Origin of the sequence: Mesorhizobium sp., assembly GCF_004963255.1 — a bacterium.
In the GTDB taxonomy this organism is placed as follows: Bacteria; Pseudomonadota; Alphaproteobacteria; order Rhizobiales; family Rhizobiaceae; genus Mesorhizobium.
Genome location: NZ_SUGA01000023.1, coordinates 1 through 16,339, shown reverse-complemented (window position 1 = coordinate 16,339; position 16,339 = coordinate 1). Strand labels below are relative to the sequence as shown.

Sequence of the window (16,339 nt, the reverse complement as noted above, 5' to 3'; positions counted from 1 at the left end):
CCGTCGTCGTTGTTTTCGCTTGCCTTTTTCTAACTTCGACCGCGCATTTTGCATCACAAGCCGTATCGCAGCTTCCCGGTCAACGCTGCCCCGGCCCGAGCCGGAGCAGGCGCTATATAGTGACATCCTCTTGCAATGTCGACTCGGGGCTCCGTCATCCGCGCGGCTACCTCCCAGAAGGTTGCGCTCGATGGCCCTCAGATGCGTCAGCATGGCAGCGCTGGCGCCTTCGGCGTCGAGCGCCAGCAATGCATCTGGGACGAGTTGGTGCTCGCTGGAGACCGAGAGCGAAATCGGAGGATTATTTTGACGTGAACGGCCCGGAAAGGTGATGGTTGCGCAGCAAGGTGGAGAGCCGGTTCGCCGCCTCGGCGAAGACTTCGCCTTCCGAAAAGAGCAGCGCCTCCCGTTCTTGCGCGGAGGCAGCCAGGAGACGCTGCCAGAATCCGGCCACGACAGCGCTCGCACCGGCCAGGTCGGCGGCAACCGCCTGGTCCGCGGCGAGCACTGCCAGGTGCCTAGGCGTAATGCCGCCGATACCGGGAGGGACTTTCGCTCCCATGTCGACGAAACCCGGAGGCAACGAGCCTTTCAGATTGGTGACCTGACGCTCGGTGATGACCGCATGTATCTGGTCGACCGCCTGCTTGGCGCCGGCGACGCGAGAGGGATGATCGGTGTCGGCCGCGGCATGCGGGAGGAGCTCCAGCCGCGGGCCATAGGCTTCGACCAATTTGAGATAGGGCAGCATCGGCCCGGAGAGCGTGCCGCCGTCCCTGAACAGGTCCGCATCGATCGCCGCATGGGAAATGCGCCCTGACGCAAGCGCGCGCTCCAGCGCTGCAACATCGACCAACTCGCCGCGATCATAATTGATAAGCACGGCGCCCCGGTTGAGGAGGGAGAGGGCTTCATCTCCGATCAGTCCGGCGTTGGCGTATCGTTGCGCGCCGGGGTCGAAAGCGCCGAGGCCAAGGTGGACTGAAAGCGCGTCGGCGCCGCGCGCCGCGTCTTCCATGGTTGCGGCGTAGTCGAAGCCTTCCAGCTCGATCCATTTTTGGTGACGGGGCCGCGCATGAATGGCGACCCGCATGCCGAAGGCCTGGCCGAGCCTGGCGAATTCCCGGCCGATATTGCCATAGCCGATCACCGCCAGTCTTTTGCCCTCGAGCTTCTCGGTCGGGTAATGGCGCAGATCCTTTCCCGTATCGAACTGCCCCCCGGCGACCAGACTGTTCAATCTGTCCACTGGCAGGTCCGGCCTGACTTTCAGCAGCGCCTTCATGGCCATCTGCGCGGTGGCGCGGCTGTTGATGCCGGGCGTGTTCATCAAAGGCGCTTCGCCGCCTTCTCCGCTGCCGCCGCCCCAGGATGCCGAGCCCATATTGCCGGTGCCCGCGCCGATGCGCACGCCGCCAAGGCGGAACCTGGTCTCTGCCGGAATGAAGGTCGCGGCGGCGATGACGGCGTCGTAGCGGCCGTCGCCGGCCTCGGCCAGCAATTCGTCGCGCGTGCTCAATTGCGGCTGGTAGAAGAAATGCAGCTTGCCGGGGTCAAGCGCGCCGGCCTTGGCGATGCCTGTCTGGTGGAACACGCCACCCTTGGCTTCGATGTAGGCCTTGACCTCGCTATGGTCGGGATTGCCATCGGCCCCAAACCGGAGGCCGACAAAATCGCAGATCAGAATATTGGCCGATGTCATGAGGCGTCGTTTCCCTGCAGCTGTCTCCAGCTACTCTAATCGTTGTGCGATGGAGCAGCGTGAAACGGCATATCCGGGTCGCAAGCGAGAGATTTGCCGCAGGAGTCTAGAATCTGTCGGCTCTAAACGGCGACAGGCCGATCATCGGCTTGGTCGGCCGGAAAGGCAGCCGGATTCCAGGTTCGATAATCTGGGGTTCGGCTGCGTCGAAGAACAGCCCCTCTTCGACTAGTGAAAGATTGCAATCGTTTCTACTTGGAGCGGTGCGCCTTCCATCCAGAACCGGCCACCCGCTCCAAGTCTTTCTGCGTTCCAGGTCCTAGCCGTGCCGGATTTCCGTGCCAAGCACTTTCAGGCATTCCCGGATGAAGGCGGCGAGAGCCGTCCAGCCCTTGGCGGAAACCATCGTGCCGTCAACATAGGCCTCCGTCGGAGACAGATCGATATAGGTGCCGCCGGCGAGCGTCACCTCCGGCTCGCAGGCAGCCAAAGCGCCGACCTTCTTGCCGCGTACGACGCCATCGACCGCGATCAGGATCTGCACGCCGTGGCAGATGGTGAAGATCGGTTTCTTCGTTTCGTGGAAATGACGCACCATCGCCTGGATGCGCTTGTCGGTGCGGATGTATTCCGGTCCGCGGCCGCCGGCGCAATAGACGGCGTCGTACTGGTCGAGCTGCTTCTCCGCGTCGGCGAACGTCTTGTTGATGAGGGCATAGTGGCCGAGCTTCTCGGTATAGGTCTGGTCGCCCTCGAAATCGTGCAGCGAGGTCTTGATCACGTCGCCGGCATTCTTGTCGGGGCAAACGACGTGCACGGTGTGACCGACGGCTTCCATCGCCTGCTGATAGACAAAGATTTCGTATTCCTCGGTGAACTCACCGGTCAGCATCAGTATCTTCTTGGCTGGCATGACTTGTCCTTTCGATTTATGGGAATGCCAAGGCGCTGCCGCGCCCTGGCTGTCGCAAAGTTGGGTTTGCCGATTGTCAGAAGGGAGAATCCGGGAAGTAGTATTCCTTGGCATTGGCCTGCGTGATCAGCGGCGCATCGAGCTTGACGTGGCCGCGGACCGGCGCTTGGCCGATCAGGTTCGCCACAGTCATGTAGACGGCCGTCTTGATCATCGAAGGCGGATAAGGCGTCTCGACGGGCGTCACGGCGTCACCGTCGATCACCTTCTTGACGATGTCCTTCATGCCGTTGCCGCCAAGCGCCAGCTTGATGTCGGTGCGGCCCGACTGCTTGACCGCCTCGAGCACGCCGAGAAGCATGTCGTCGTCATTGGCCCAGACGGCATCGATATGCGGATATTTGGCGAGGTAGTCCTGCATCAGCTTGAACGCCTCGTCGCTGTTCCAATGGGCGTATTGGATGTCGAGCACCTGGATGCCGGTGCCCTTGATCGTGTCCTGGAAACCCTTGATGCGCTCGTCGTCGATCACGGTTGGGATGCCGCGCAGCACGACGATGTCGCCCTTGCCGCCGAGCTTGTCGATCATGAACTTCGCCGTGTTGGCGCCGACCGCGATGTTGTCGCCGGCCAGGTAGAGGTCCTGGATCGAGGCATCGGTCAGGCCGCGGTCGACGACGGTGATGAAGGTGCCCATGTCCTTGATAGCCTTGACCGGCTGGGTCAGCTCCTCCGACGTGTAGGGCAGGATGACCAGCGCATCGAGCTTGCGGCTGGCGGAAAGGTCCTCCAGCGCGCTGACCTGATCGGCCGCGGACGGCGAGGTCTTCACCACCACCTCGACATCGGGAAAGGCCGCGTTGATTTCCTTGGCGGCGGCCTGGGCGTGATAGACCACGCCAGCCGTCCAGCCATGGTCCGCCGCCGGGATTGACACGGCGACCACCTTCTTGTCGGCCGCCAGCGCCTGGCCGGCGACCATAAGCGCGCCGACGGCCACGGCCGCAAACCATTTTCTACTGAACATTACAAACCTCCCAGAGATGAGGACCAATCAAACACAGGCATCCGCCCGGTCCCGAGACGGATTATTTGGAGAAGCGCTGCACGAGCATGGCGATGATGATGATGACGCCCTGAACAGCGGCGACGAGGTATTCGGAAACGAAGTCGGAGAGCACCATCAGGTTGGCGATCAGCTCCAGGATCACCGCGCCGGCGATCGTGCCCCAGATGCGTCCCTTGCCGCCGCGCAGCGCCGTTCCGCCGATGACGACGGCGGTGATGACCTGCAACTCCCAAAGCTGTCCTGTGGTGGGCGTGGCGGCGCCGAGCCTGGGCACGTAGCAGATGGCCGCGATGGCGACGCACGCTCCCTGGATGACATAGGCAATGGTGCGCGTCTTGATGACCGAGATGCCGGAGTAGCGAGCCACATCCTCGTTGGCCCCGACGGCGGCGCATCTGCGGCCGTATTTGGTCTTGTAGAGGACAAAGGCGCCAAGCACCGCGACGATCGCGGAGATCAGGATGGGAATTGGGATCCCGCCCAGGGTTCCGAAATAGACCGGCCGGTATGCCTCGCGCAGCGACTTGTCGATCGGGATCGTCCCGCCGTTGGTCATGTAGGTGATAAGCGCCCGGAAGATGCCCATGGTGCCGAGCGTGGCGATGAACGGCTCGATCTTCCCGACAGTGACGATGACGCCATTCGCCAGGCCGCACAGCAGCCCTGTCACGACCGCGATCGCCATCCCTGCCGGAATGGCCCAGAGGCCGAGGCTCGGCGCCATCATGTTCATGAACATGATGGTGATGCCGGCAATGAAAGCCACCATCGAGCCCACGGACAGGTCCAGGCCGCCCGACGAGATGACGAATGTCGCGCCAACGGCGATGATGGCGACATAGGCGCTGCGCGTGATCACGTTGCTGAGGTTTGTCACGGACAGGAAGTCGGGGTTGACCAGGAATCCCAGCGCAAGCAGCGCCACAAGAGCAAGGAACGGGCCGGCGTCGGCCCATGAGAATTGGTATTGCCGCTCGGTTCGCGCCGGCGCGGACTGAGTAAGCACTGTCACTTTGTTCCTCCCTGGGCGACGTGCGCACGCGAGCTGGTCGCCAGCAGCGCGATGTTGCTCTCGGTCATCGTTTCGCCCGAGACTTCGCCGCTGATCCTGCCCTCGCGCATGACGATGACGCGGTCACAGATGCCCACCAGTTCCTGCATCTCCGAGGAAATGACGATGCAGGCTTTGCCCTGCCTCACGAGATCCTGGATGAAGCCGTAGATCTGCGCCTTGTTGGCGATGTCGATGCCGCGGGTCGGCTCGTCAATGATGACGACGGACGGATCGCTCAGGAGCACTTTGGCGAGCAGAAGCTTCTGCTGGTTGCCGCCGGAGAGCTGCCCTGCCCGCACGCCGAGGCTCTTCAGGCGGATGTCGTAGCTGGAGATTGCCTGCGCCAAGGCCCTCGCTTCGCGGTCGCGTCTTACGATGAGGCCAGGATGGAAGTTGGCGAGGGCGGACAGAGTGAGGTTCGGCCCGAGACGCTCCTGCAGGAGCAGGCCCTTGCCCTTGCGGTCCTCGGTTAGGTAACCGATGCCGGCTTCCATGGCTTCGCGCTGGGAGCGTATGCGTACCGGAGCGCCGTTGAGTTCGACCGTAGCGGTTCCCGGCCGCAGCCCGAGCATCCCTTCGAACAGCTCCGTTCGCCCGGCGCCGATCATTCCGGCGAAGCCCAGAATCTCGCCCTTATGCACGGTGAACGACACGTCCTCGACGAAGCCTGGAACCACGGCGTTGCGGACGCTCAGCATCGGCTGATCTGTCCGCGTCGCCTGCTTTTGCGGATAAAGAGCGTTGAGCTCGCGGCCCACCATCAGCCGCGCCATGTCGATCTGCGTCAGTGTATGGCCAGGATAGGTGCCAACCAATTTGCCGTCGCGCAGGACACTGACCTTGTCCGCCAGCCGCTGCACCTCGTCGAGCCGGTGGCTGATATAGAGGACCGCGATGCCGCGTGCCTTGAGTTCGAAGATGATGGTGAGGAGACGCTCGACTTCTCCTCCCGTCAGCACGGCTGTCGGCTCATCGAAGATCACCACCCGATGCTCGTCGAGCAAGGCGCGGGCTATCTGCACCAGTTGGCGATCCGCCAGCGAGATGTCGCGCACGAGAGACGTGGCCGAGACCTCGCAGCCCAGTTCCGCGAGCTTTGCCGCAGCAAGGCGGCGCATGCGGGCATCATCGACAAGACCACCCTTGGTGAGCTCGCGACCGAGGAAAAGATTGTCGGTGACGCTCAGCGCATCGGCGAGCAGGATCTCCTGATGCACCAGGGCGATGCCGGCGGCCTGAGCCTGGTCCGGCCTGCTGAAGCGCACCCGGTGCCCCGCCATGGACAACGTGCCTTCGGTCGGCTCGATGTAACCGGACAGCAGCCGCATGAATGTCGACTTACCGGCGCCGTTCTCGCCGATGATCGCATGAATCTCGCCGGGCTGGATATCGAGCGTGACATCCGACAGCACGGTGACGGCGCCGTACTGCTTGGACAGCCCCTCGGCGCGCAGCACCGCAGGGCCAACCGATATGCCGGCTGCGGGCGCAACAGCGCTATCTCCGTCGATGCGAGCAGCAATGGACATGGGAGCGGTTACTCGAAGGCGGGCAGGAGGCGGTCCCGCGAATTCTCAATATGCACATGCATCGCCTTTTCGGCGGCGTGCGCGTCGCCGGCCGCGAAAGCAGCGAGGATCGCCTCATGCTCATCCAGCGCTTCTTCGGTGACGCGCGAGTGGTACATCAGGCGGAAGATGTGGAAGTGCGTGTGCTGGTGGTTCAGCGTCTCCCGGATGAGCTCGTTCTGCGCGAACTCCATGATCTTGTCGTGGAAGATCGCGTCCTGCCGCGCGAAGTTGGAATAGCGCAGGCGCTCGTCCTTCCCTACCCGCCGGGCCATCACGCCTGCCGCTTCCTGCAACACCGCGAGGCGCTCTTCATCCAGCGTTGCGGTAGCCTTGGCGGCGGCAGCGGGCTCCAACAGAAGGCGCAGTTCGTAAAGCTCATCGAACCGGCGCCGGGTGATTTGCGGGGCCGCGCGATAGCCGATCAGGTGGGTCTTGACCACTAGGCCCTCGCCCTCCAACCGCCCGAGCGCTTCGCGGATAGGCGTGTGTGAGACGTCGAATTCCCTGACAAGGTTGTCGACGGTAATGCGTGATCCCGGCGGAATCTTCAGCGACATCAACTGCGCGAAGATTGCTTCGTAAACGTCGCCCGCCAAGCTGTTGGCGCGCTGGATGCGACCGCTTGAGCGAGCTTCGGTTTCAACCGTCAGGTCGGGATTTTCCATCGGTTACCTCTTGACAGGAGCAAGCCCTAACATGATGCTCCGGCCAATTCAATAGGATATCCTATACGATTTTATAGAGGATACGAACGGATGCCTATCGCCCGCATTCAACGACGCAGGGCACGAAAGCCGACAAAAGCGCCGGCCTGCGAAATTGAAGGCCGATCTACCGACGAACACGAACTTTTCCATCAGTCTCTTTCGAAAGATCTCGATCCATGACCCTCTTTGCAGCCGCGCGCCTGCCGCGCGAAATCCTCTTCGGCAAGGGCCAGCGCCATGCGCTGCCGGCGATTGCCGGGCGATATGGCCGGCGCGCATTCATCTGCACCGACGAAAGGCTCGCCGGAACGTCCGAGTTCATCGAGATGCTCGGTGGGTTGAAGGCTGCCGGGATTGATACGCTCGTCTACGACCGCACCTTGCCGGACGTGCCGCGCGACAGCGTCGGCGCCTGTATCGCGGAGGCGAAGGGATTCAGGCCGGACATGGTGATCGGCGTCGGCGGCGGCAGTTGCCTCGACATGGCCAAATGCGCCGGGCTGCTCATCAGCCATGGCGGCAAGCTCCAGGATTACTATGGCGAGTTCAAGGTGCCGGGCCCCACCCTTCCCCTTATCGCTGTGCCGACCACGGCCGGCACTGGTTCCGAAGTCACTCCCGTCGCGGTGATCTCCGACCCGGAGCGGACGCTGAAGGTCGGCATCTCCAGCCCGCATCTCATCGCCGCGGTCGCTCTGTGCGATCCGGACCTGACGGCGAGCTGCCCGCCATCACTGACCGCCATCGCCGGCGCGGACGCGCTGACGCATGCGATCGAGGCCTTCACCGCGGCAAGACGCGGCGCCGATGCCGATCTGCCGCAACGCCATGTCTTCGTCGGTAAGAGCGCGCTGACCGATCATTTCGCCCTTCTGGCGATCAGGCTCCTCGGCCGCAGCCTCGAAGCAGCCTATCGCGACGGGTCGAACGAGAATGCACGGGCCGATGTCATGATGGGAGCGCTGGCCGCCGGCTGCGCCTTCGGCACCGCGGGAACCGCCGCCGCCCATGCGGTGCAGTATCCGGTCGGCGCGCTCACCCACACGCCGCATGGCCTGGGCGTCGCGACGATGCTCCCCTATGTGATGCGCTACAACCTGCCGGCGGCAACCTCGGATATCGCGGAAATCGGCCTTGCGCTTGGGCTGCCGCGCCAAGACCGTAACGCCGATCTGCTGGCCGACGCCACGATCACGGAAGTGGCGCGACTGTTCAACGCCATCGGCATCACCCGGACGCTGGCAGATCTCGGCCTTGCCGAGGACAAGATCGACTGGACGGCGGAACAGGCGCTCGGCATCGACCGGCTGATCAAGAACAATCCCCGCCCCTTCGACCTGCCCGCGATGCAGCGCCTGGTCAGGGCTGCTTACAGCGGCGACATGTCGGCCGCGGCAATGTGAGGGAAGGAGCCCGATTGCAATGAACATTTCCCACCCAACAGTCGATCAGGATTCCGACATGTCCGAATACATCCCGTTCTCGCAAGGCCTTTACATCGGCGGGAAATGGCGACCCTCCTCCGACGGCCGCGTCATCGAAGTGGTCGACCCATCGACCGAGGCTGTGATCGCCGCGGTTCCGGACGCGACGCTCGCCGACGCGGCGGCGGCCGTCGAGGCGGCGGCACAGGCGGCGGCCGGCTGGCGCGAGACCCCGCCGCGCAAGCGGTCGGAGATCCTGAGGCGCTGCTTCGAGCTGATGACCGAACGTGCCGAGACCTTGGCCGCGTTGATTTCGCTGGAGAACGGCAAGGCCCTGCGCGACGCGCGCGGCGAAGTCGCCTACGCGGCCGAGTTCTTCCGCTGGAACGCGGAGGAAGCGGTTCGCATCAGCGGCGAGTTCGGCCTTGCGCCGTCGGGCGCTAACCGGATCGTGGTCGACTACCAGCCCATCGGCATTTGCATTCTGATAACGCCATGGAATTTCCCGGCGGCGATGGCCACGCGCAAGATCGCGCCGGCGCTTGCCGCCGGCTGCACCGTCATCCTGAAGCCGGCCAGCGAGACGCCGCTGACGGCCTACGCGCTTGCCGCCCTCTACGAGGAAGCCGGCGTGCCGCCGGGCGTCGTCAACGTCATCACCACTTCGAATCCGGGGCCGGTGACCGCGGCCATGCTGGCCGACGCGCGGGTGCGGAAGCTCTCCTTCACCGGCTCGACCGGCATCGGCCGCGTGCTTCTTGCCGAGGCGGCGAAGCATGTCATTTCCTGCTCGATGGAACTTGGCGGCAACGCCCCCTTCATCGTGCTCGACGACGCCGACCTGGAAGCGGCGCTCGACGGCGCGATGATCGCCAAGATGCGCAACGCCGGAGAGGCCTGCACGGCGGCCAACAGGCTCTACGTCCAGGCGGGCATCCATGACGCATTCGCCGAAGGCCTGCGCAAACGCATGGCGGCGCTGACAATCGGCCCCGGCACGAATTCGGACACCGAATGCGGGCCGATGATCACCAGGAAAGCCGTGGACAAGATCGATCGGCTCGTCCAGGACGCGGTCGCGCGCGGCGCCAAGGTTCTGTGCGGCGGCGCGATCGCCGAAGGCCGAGGATTTTTCTACCCGCCCACGGTGCTGAGTGACGTGCCGGCCGACGCCGCCATGGCTCACGAGGAGATATTCGGTCCGGTGGCACCGATCAGCCGCTTCGAGGACGAGGCGGAGGTCATCGCAAGGGCGAACGACACCGAGTACGGCCTTGCCGCCTACATCTACACGCGCGATCTTGCCAAAGGCATGCGCATGGCGTCGAAGATCGAGTCCGGCATGATCGCGCTCAATCGCGGTCTGATGTCGGACCCTGCCGCGCCCTTCGGCGGCGTCAAGCAGAGCGGGCTTGGGCGCGAGGGCGGCCAGAAGCACGGCATCGCCGAGTTCATGGAGGCGAAATACATCGCCGTGACGATCTGATGAGACAGATGGCGAAAGATCCATTCCGCATTCGCGACCATGTCCCCGAGTTCGACGACATCGTCGCCGAGATCGTCCGGCGCAGCGCCGAGACCAGGGCCAAGGTACCGATGGCCGCCGACGTGCCTTACGGACCGGACGGCACGGAAACCGTCGACCTGTTCTTCCCGCAAGGCGAACGCGATCGCCTGCCGGTTCACATGTTCATTCATGGCGGCTACTGGCGCATGTTCTCCAAGCGCGACTATTCCTACGTGGCAGACACCGTCACTAACGCCGGGGCGATTGCCGTCATCGTGGATTACGCATTAATGCCGAGCGTGAGAATGGCGACGATCGTCGATCAAATACGCCGCGCGAGGCAATGGATACATGACCACATCGCGAGCTATGGCGGCGATCCCGGCCGACTGACGGTAAGCGGCCATTCCGCCGGCGCGCATCTCGCGACGATGCTCTTTGACGACAACACCCAGCCTTCAGGCGTCAAAAGCGCGCTCCTGCTCGGCGGCATCTACGATCTAAGACCGTTGCAGGAGTCGTTTCTCGCGGCCGAGATCGCGATCACCGACGACGAGGTTGAGCGGTTCTCGCCGATAAGTCATCGCTTCGATCCGGGCGTGGCGGTCGAGATATCCGTCGGCTCCGAGGAAACGCCGCCCTTCCACAGCCAGGGCGCCGCTTTCGCAGAGAATCTCCAACGGCAAGGGCTGCTCGTTTCGCGTACAAGCCTTGCAGGGACCAATCACATGAGCAGCGTCCGCGACCTTGGCATCGCCAGCACCGGGGCCGCATCATCCCTGGCTCGCCTGCTGGGCGTATGAAGGCCATATCGCCGCCAGCGATAAGAGAGCTTCACGAACGTGATCCATCAACGTTATGACGCGTCCTGCTCAAGGACTTCCATGGACGGCGACGGGCAAATCCGGATCGAAAGGTGCGCGATCGCAGTAGGCCGTTATGATGGAGGAGGAAGCAGCGACCAGAGCGCGCTCTTCGCGCGTTCGTCCCTACCATCCGTTGCACCAAAATAGGGCGCAGAATTTGTTGAGCAAATCGCAAGCAGATCCGAAGCTTACGATCGAACCTTGTAATTTAAATCTAAAATCAGCTACTTACGCGGGAAGGCGATGGTACCGTTGGCTGGGCTCGAACCAGCGACCCCCAGATCCACAATCTGGTGCTCTAACCAACTGAGCTACAACGGCACATTCCAGGCGAGCGCTATCCAGGAATCCTGAGGATGCGCTCCATCGTTGGCGATGCGTCCAATACGGGCTATCGGATTCTAATTCAAGGCCCTTGATAAGGCAAAGAACGGGTTGTCCTCCGTCGCAGCTTATCATTGGACAAAAAGAAAAGGCCGGCGGGAGGAGGTGCCGGCCTTTTCCTGTTACGAGCCAGCGGGAGGAGGTGCTGGCTGGTCACCCCGGAAACAGAGGGAGGAGGTTCCGCTTCCGGGTATCTGGTTAATCAACTCTATCGCATAACTATTTGTCTGACGAAATGCGACGTTTTGATGCAGCGCACAGTTGTGCACGAAAATTAGGCAGCCTTGACGTCCTTCATCGCCTTCTCGAAGGCGCTCTTGACCGGCTTGGAGACGTCCTCGACCGCCTTGGTGGCAACGGCCTGGAACTCCTTGGCCTGTTCCACGGCCATTTCGGCGCGCTTGCGCAGGAAAGCGGTCTGCAGCTCGACGACTTCCGAAAGGGTCTTGGCGCCGACCAGGGCTTCAAGGTGCGAGAAGCCGGCCTCGGCATTGGCGCGCAGCGCGGCGATCGTCTTGAGCGAAACGTCGCTGGAGACGGCCTTGGCGGTCTCGTAAGTCGACTCCAGAACCTTCTGGGTCTCTTCGGCGCCGGTCTTCAGCTTGGCATAGGCCTCTTTCGACTGCTCGACGCCCTTCTCGGCGAAGGCGCGGATCTGGTCGGTGGCCTTGGAAGCGTCGAAGCTCGGGAATTCAACGTTTTCGATGGTCTCGGCAGCGGTCTTAGCGGTGGTCTTGGACATTTTCCAACCTTTTCGGATAGCGGCTTTGACAGAAAGCCGTCTCGTTCATGTATGGTGGCAATATAAAGGTTTTTTTGTGCGTTGCAACATCTTTGTTGCACTGCACCATAAGAATCTTCCTTCACGGCAACCGTAGCGTCAGCCGCTGGGCCGTTAACCAAGAGCCCAGAGATTCCGACCTATGCAAGCCAGGGCTTGTGGACCTTCGGACCGCGGGCTTTTATTAACAAAGCGTTAACTGAAATGCCCGCTTCGGAGGGTTGCCCAGCGCATGCCGCCTGAAAACTACTCCTTCCTCGACGTCGCCGTGCTCGACGCGGTGCGCCAGCGCTTTGCCGCCGGCGACGCCCTGGCCATTTTGTCGGCCGATCTCGAGCAGGTGATCTGGGCGAACGGACCGGGGGCCTCGGTGTTCGGCTATCCGGATATCGAGGCCATCATCGGCGCATCGGCGCGGCTGCCGCTGATTGCCAGGCGGCAGATCATGGCGACGAGCGGTTTCCCCGAGATTGGCCACGACCGCGCCATCACGGTGAGGCTGGCCACGGGCATGGTGAGCCGTGCCCTAGGTTTCCTGGCCAGCGCCGTGACGATGCCGGACGGCGAGAAGGCAATCATGCTGGCGGTGCCGGCGGCGCAGACCAGCTCCCGCAGCGCCGGCGAGATCGCCAGCCGCGCCATCGGCGGCTTCACCGAGGCAGGGCATTTCATCGCTTTCGTCGACGCGCAAGGCGGCATCGAAGCAGCCTCGGACGGTTTCGCGGCGCTCGGCATCGAGCCGCGGACCCTGGCTGCGCTGGTTGCGGATGTGGCAAGCAGCGGCGACCGCGTCGTCAAGCGCCTTGTGCCTGGCAGTGGCACTTCCTACCCGGCCGGTTTCGCGCGGCTCACCGACACACGGCATCTGCTGGTGGTGATCGATGAGGACCAGCTCGACGGCGGCCAAGGCGAACAGCCGGCCGCTGGCCAGGGCGATCGGCCCGATGGTGAGCAAGTCGCGGCGCCAGGCACCGTGGCGGCCACGCTGTCGGGTGAAAGCCTGGCCGCCGAGCCCGAACCCCGGCCGGTCCAGGACAACAACCCCGCGCCGGTCGTGACGGCTGGCGAACGGGCCGAGCCGGTCCCGGAGCGCCCTGAGGGCGATGCGCAGACTGACGGCGGAAGCCGGGTCAAGGCCGGCCAGCAGCCTGCCCGGACCGATCATCAGGCGGATGCCGCCGAGCCCAGCCAACAGGCTTCGGACGCCGGCGCCGGCCAGCATGACCATTGGTATTTCAACGCCGGCGACGATAACGCCGGGCAAGCTCTACCGGCAGCGCCGGCAAAGGATGAGCCGAAGGAGGCCGTCGCGGTCGAAGGCCTGCGGCCGGGTATTGGCGAGACGGACGCGCGCGAAACCCTCATGTCGTCACGGCCAGCCCTGCCCCGCGGCATAGACCGTTCGGCGCCGCCCTTGCGCTTCGTCTGGCGCACCGACGCCGACGGCAAATTCAGCGCGTTGTCGCCCGAATTCGCAGACATCGTCGGCCAGCCCGCCGCCGATGTGATCGGCCGCCGCTTCAAGGACGTCGCCACCATCTTCGGCCTCGACACCTCCGGCGAGATCGCCGGTCTGCTCGAACGGCGCGACACCTGGTCAGGCCGATCGGTGCTGTGGCCGGTGGCCGGAACCGATCTGAAGATCCCGGTCGATCTGGCGGCGCTGCCCGTCTATGGCCGCAGCCGCGCCTTCGAGGGTTTTCGCGGCTTCGGCGTCGCGCGCCCGGCCGATGCCGTGGTCGATCCCGAAGCGCTCGGAATGGCGCTGGTGCCCAATGCCGCGCCTGCCGGGAGCGAGCCGTCGGTCGAGCAGCCAGCCGCGGAGCAGGCGCAGCCGGAACAGCCAAAGCCCGCAGATCCGTTCCAGGGCGAAGTGCCGGCGCTGAGCATCGTGCCGAAGCCGGAGAGGCGCTTCGCCGACAAGGTGATAAGGCTGGCCGAGCACCGCCAGCCGGCCAACGACAAGCAGCCGGGGAGCGACACGCTCGCAAGTCAGAAGAGCCTGTCGATCCTCGAGCGCAGCGCGTTCCGCGAGATCGGCGAGCGGCTGCGCAAGGACAATTCCCTGCCTGCCGAGCCGGGCGCCGCCGAAGCCGGCAAGCAGGCCGATGCGGTTGTTGCCGGCAAGGGCGAAGCAACAGCGAAAGAGCCCGCCGTCGCAACGAAGGCCGAGGCAAACCAGCCAACGACGCTTGAGGGGGCGGCGCACGAGAACCCCGCGCAGGAAGCGATGCCGGCACCCGCGCCGGAAGCCTCGGAAACCGCCAAGGCGAAGGCTGATGCGGAGACTGCTGAAGCACAGACCGAGGCGGAAGACCAGGAAGACCTGGCGAGGCTCGACGGTATCGATGACGCCGCCGCGACGGACGACGCCGGCAAGACCGTGACGCCGGCCGCTTCCGGCTCGCTGCTCAGCTACGCCGATGGTGAGAAATCCGGGGAAGAAGCCGGCGTCGAACCTGCTTCCGAGGACAGCCAGGCAGCGGCCACCCAGCAGGCGACCGAGCGTACCGGGGCGCGGCAGCCGGTCGAACGGCCAGCGACCGAGCCGGTCGCCGAAAGGCCGGCTCGCGATGCGGCGGCGGACGATGACAGCATGACCGCCGACGATTTCCGCGATGCACAAGACAGCGAGGATTGGGCCGGCTCCGACGCCGACGCTGCGACGGCCGCGGAAGAACCGGAGACCGTAACGCCGGCGCGGCCACGCCTGGACGTGCCGCCACTCAAGCTCGCAGGCTTTGTGCCCTCCGCTTTTTCGACCGGAGAGGATGCCAAGGCGCCCGATACGTCCATCCTCGCCAGGCTGCCGGTGCCGTTGCTGATCCATTCGGGTGACGAGCTCCATTACGCCAACGACGCCTTCCTCGAGCTCACCGGCTACGATGCGCTGGACGACCTCGCGGATGCGGGTGGCCTGGGCGCGCTGTTTGCCGATCCCTATGCCGAGGATGCGGCCGCGGACGAAAGTGACCACTCGCTGAAGCTCAAGAGCCGCCAGGGCCAGGAATTTCCGATCGAAGCCCTGCTTCGCTCGGTGCCATGGCGGGGCGGCAAGGCGCTGATGCTGGTGGTGCGGCGCTCCGGCGAGGACGATGCGGCGCATTTCACCGCCGCCAATGACGAACCGGCGCTGCAGCCGGACGTGCCGGAATTGAAATCGCGCATCGCCGAGATGCGCACCATCATCGACACCGCCACGGATGGCGTCGTGCTGATCGGCCGCGACGGCAACATCCGCTCGATCAGCCGGCCGGCGGAAGCCCTGTTCGGCTTCGACAGCGACGAGGTCGCGGGCAAGCCCTTTGCCTCGCTGTTCGCCATCGAAAGCCAGCGCGCGGCGCGCGACTATCTCGCGGGCCTTTCGGAGCCGGGCGTGGCGAGCGTCTTGAATGACGGCCGCGAGGTCATCGGCCGCGAGGCGCAGGGACGTTTCATCCCGCTGTTCATGACCATCGGCAGGCTGCCGAACGACAGCGGCTTCTGCGCCGTGGTGCGCGACATCACGCAATGGAAGCGGGCCGAGGAAGACCTGACCCAGGCACGCGCGGTTGCCGAGCGCGCGTCCTCGCAGAAGACGGATTTCCTGGCGCGCATCAGCCATGAGATCCGCACGCCGCTCAACGCCATCATCGGCTTTTCCGAGCTGATGGTGGACGAGAAATTCGGTCCGATCGCCAATGACCGCTATCGCGACTACCTGCGCGACATCAACCGGTCAGGCAATCACGTGCTTGACCTCGTCAACGACCTGCTCGACATCTCGAAGATCGAGGCCGGGCAGCAGGAGATGGATTACGAGGCGGTGTCGCTCAACGACACGCTGGCAGAGACGGTGGCGATGATGCAGCCGCAGGCCAATCGTGAACGCGTCATCATCCGCTCCAGCTTCGCCTCGCGGCTGCCGGAAGTGGTGGCGGATTTGCGAAGCGTGCGCCAGATCGCCCTCAACATCCTGTCCAACGCCATCCGCTACACCCAGGCCGGCGGCCAGGTGATCGTCTCGACCGCTTACGAAGCCTCAGGCGATGTCGTCATGCGCGTGCGCGATACCGGCATCGGCATGACCCCGGCCGAGATCGAGCAGGCGCTGAAGCCGTTCAAGCAGATCAATGCGCTGAAGCGCGGACGCGGCGACGGCACTGGCCTCGGCCTGCCCCTCACCAAGGCCATGGTGGAGGCGAACCGCGCCCGCTTCGCCATCACCTCGACGCCAGGCGAAGGAACCCTGGTCGAGGTCGCCTTCCCCTCGACCCGCGTGCTTGCCGAATAAGATCGCCCTGGATCAGTTTCGGCCAAAGAAAAAGGTAGTGTGCTGAGAGTTCTGCAAATTCGCTGAGAGAGGGCGGTCATGGCAGGCT

The 16,339-nt window shown here is 64.1% G+C and carries 11 protein-coding genes and 1 tRNA gene; 4 read left to right on the top strand and 8 right to left on the bottom strand.

Annotated features, from left to right (window positions below; all coding sequences use genetic code 11):
- Positions 1-301: 301 nt before the first annotated feature.
- From E5X34_RS21495 to E5X34_RS21470, 6 genes are all read right to left on the bottom strand, one after another.
- Positions 302-1,702, bottom strand: coding sequence for an NAD(P)-dependent oxidoreductase (locus E5X34_RS21495; RefSeq protein ID WP_292568677.1), 1,401 nt, complete (start codon positions 1,700-1,702; stop codon positions 302-304).
- A gap of 319 nt (positions 1,703-2,021) precedes the next feature.
- A complete protein-coding gene (locus E5X34_RS21490) occupies positions 2,022-2,615 on the bottom strand; it encodes a DJ-1/PfpI family protein (protein WP_112130067.1) in 594 nt (197 codons plus the stop codon).
- Positions 2,616-2,691: 76 nt separating this feature from the next.
- Positions 2,692-3,642, bottom strand: a complete 951-nt coding sequence (locus tag E5X34_RS21485; RefSeq protein ID WP_292568675.1) for a substrate-binding domain-containing protein — start codon at positions 3,640-3,642, stop codon at positions 2,692-2,694.
- A gap of 61 nt (positions 3,643-3,703) precedes the next feature.
- Positions 3,704-4,696 carry an ABC transporter permease gene (locus E5X34_RS21480; protein WP_292568673.1) on the bottom strand — a complete coding sequence of 331 codons (993 nt, stop codon included), beginning with the start codon at positions 4,694-4,696 and terminating at the stop codon, positions 3,704-3,706.
- The gene (locus E5X34_RS21475) at positions 4,693-6,267 is read right to left on the bottom strand and encodes a sugar ABC transporter ATP-binding protein (protein ID WP_292568671.1); all 1,575 of its coding nucleotides are present in this window, start codon (positions 6,265-6,267) and stop codon (positions 4,693-4,695) included. The genes E5X34_RS21480 and E5X34_RS21475 overlap by 4 nt, the downstream gene beginning before the upstream one ends.
- 8 nt (positions 6,268-6,275) lie before the next feature.
- Positions 6,276-6,974, bottom strand: coding sequence for a GntR family transcriptional regulator (locus tag E5X34_RS21470; RefSeq protein WP_292568670.1), 699 nt, complete (start codon positions 6,972-6,974; stop codon positions 6,276-6,278).
- A gap of 218 nt (positions 6,975-7,192) precedes the next feature.
- Here E5X34_RS21470 and E5X34_RS21465 point away from each other — a divergent pair, with 218 nt between their 5' ends.
- The 3 genes from E5X34_RS21465 to E5X34_RS21455 are packed head-to-tail and all read left to right on the top strand — an operon-like array spanning position 7,193 to position 10,750.
- Entirely contained in the window at positions 7,193-8,419 is a 1,227-nt protein-coding gene (locus E5X34_RS21465; RefSeq protein WP_292568668.1) for an iron-containing alcohol dehydrogenase, read from the top strand.
- A 19-nt stretch (positions 8,420-8,438) separates the two neighbouring features.
- On the top strand, positions 8,439-9,926 hold the full coding sequence (locus E5X34_RS21460) for an NAD-dependent succinate-semialdehyde dehydrogenase (protein WP_292568666.1): 1,488 nt from the start codon (positions 8,439-8,441) through the stop codon (positions 9,924-9,926).
- Between the two features lie 8 nt (positions 9,927-9,934).
- Positions 9,935-10,750 carry an alpha/beta hydrolase gene (locus tag E5X34_RS21455; RefSeq protein ID WP_292568664.1) on the top strand — a complete coding sequence of 272 codons (816 nt, stop codon included), beginning with the start codon at positions 9,935-9,937 and terminating at the stop codon, positions 10,748-10,750.
- A gap of 307 nt (positions 10,751-11,057) precedes the next feature.
- Here the strand turns inward: E5X34_RS21455 and E5X34_RS21450 are convergent.
- Both E5X34_RS21450 and E5X34_RS21445 read right to left on the bottom strand, forming a co-directional pair.
- Positions 11,058-11,134: transfer RNA gene (locus tag E5X34_RS21450), tRNA-His, on the bottom strand.
- 337 nt (positions 11,135-11,471) lie between these two features.
- On the bottom strand, positions 11,472-11,939 hold the full coding sequence (locus E5X34_RS21445; RefSeq protein ID WP_292568662.1) for a phasin: 468 nt from the start codon (positions 11,937-11,939) through the stop codon (positions 11,472-11,474).
- A 271-nt stretch (positions 11,940-12,210) separates the two neighbouring features.
- Here E5X34_RS21445 and E5X34_RS21440 point away from each other — a divergent pair, with 271 nt between their 5' ends.
- Complete coding sequence (locus tag E5X34_RS21440) at positions 12,211-16,251, top strand: PAS domain S-box protein (protein ID WP_292568660.1); 4,041 nt, start codon at positions 12,211-12,213, stop codon at positions 16,249-16,251.
- The last annotated feature ends 88 nt before the right edge of the window (positions 16,252-16,339 follow it).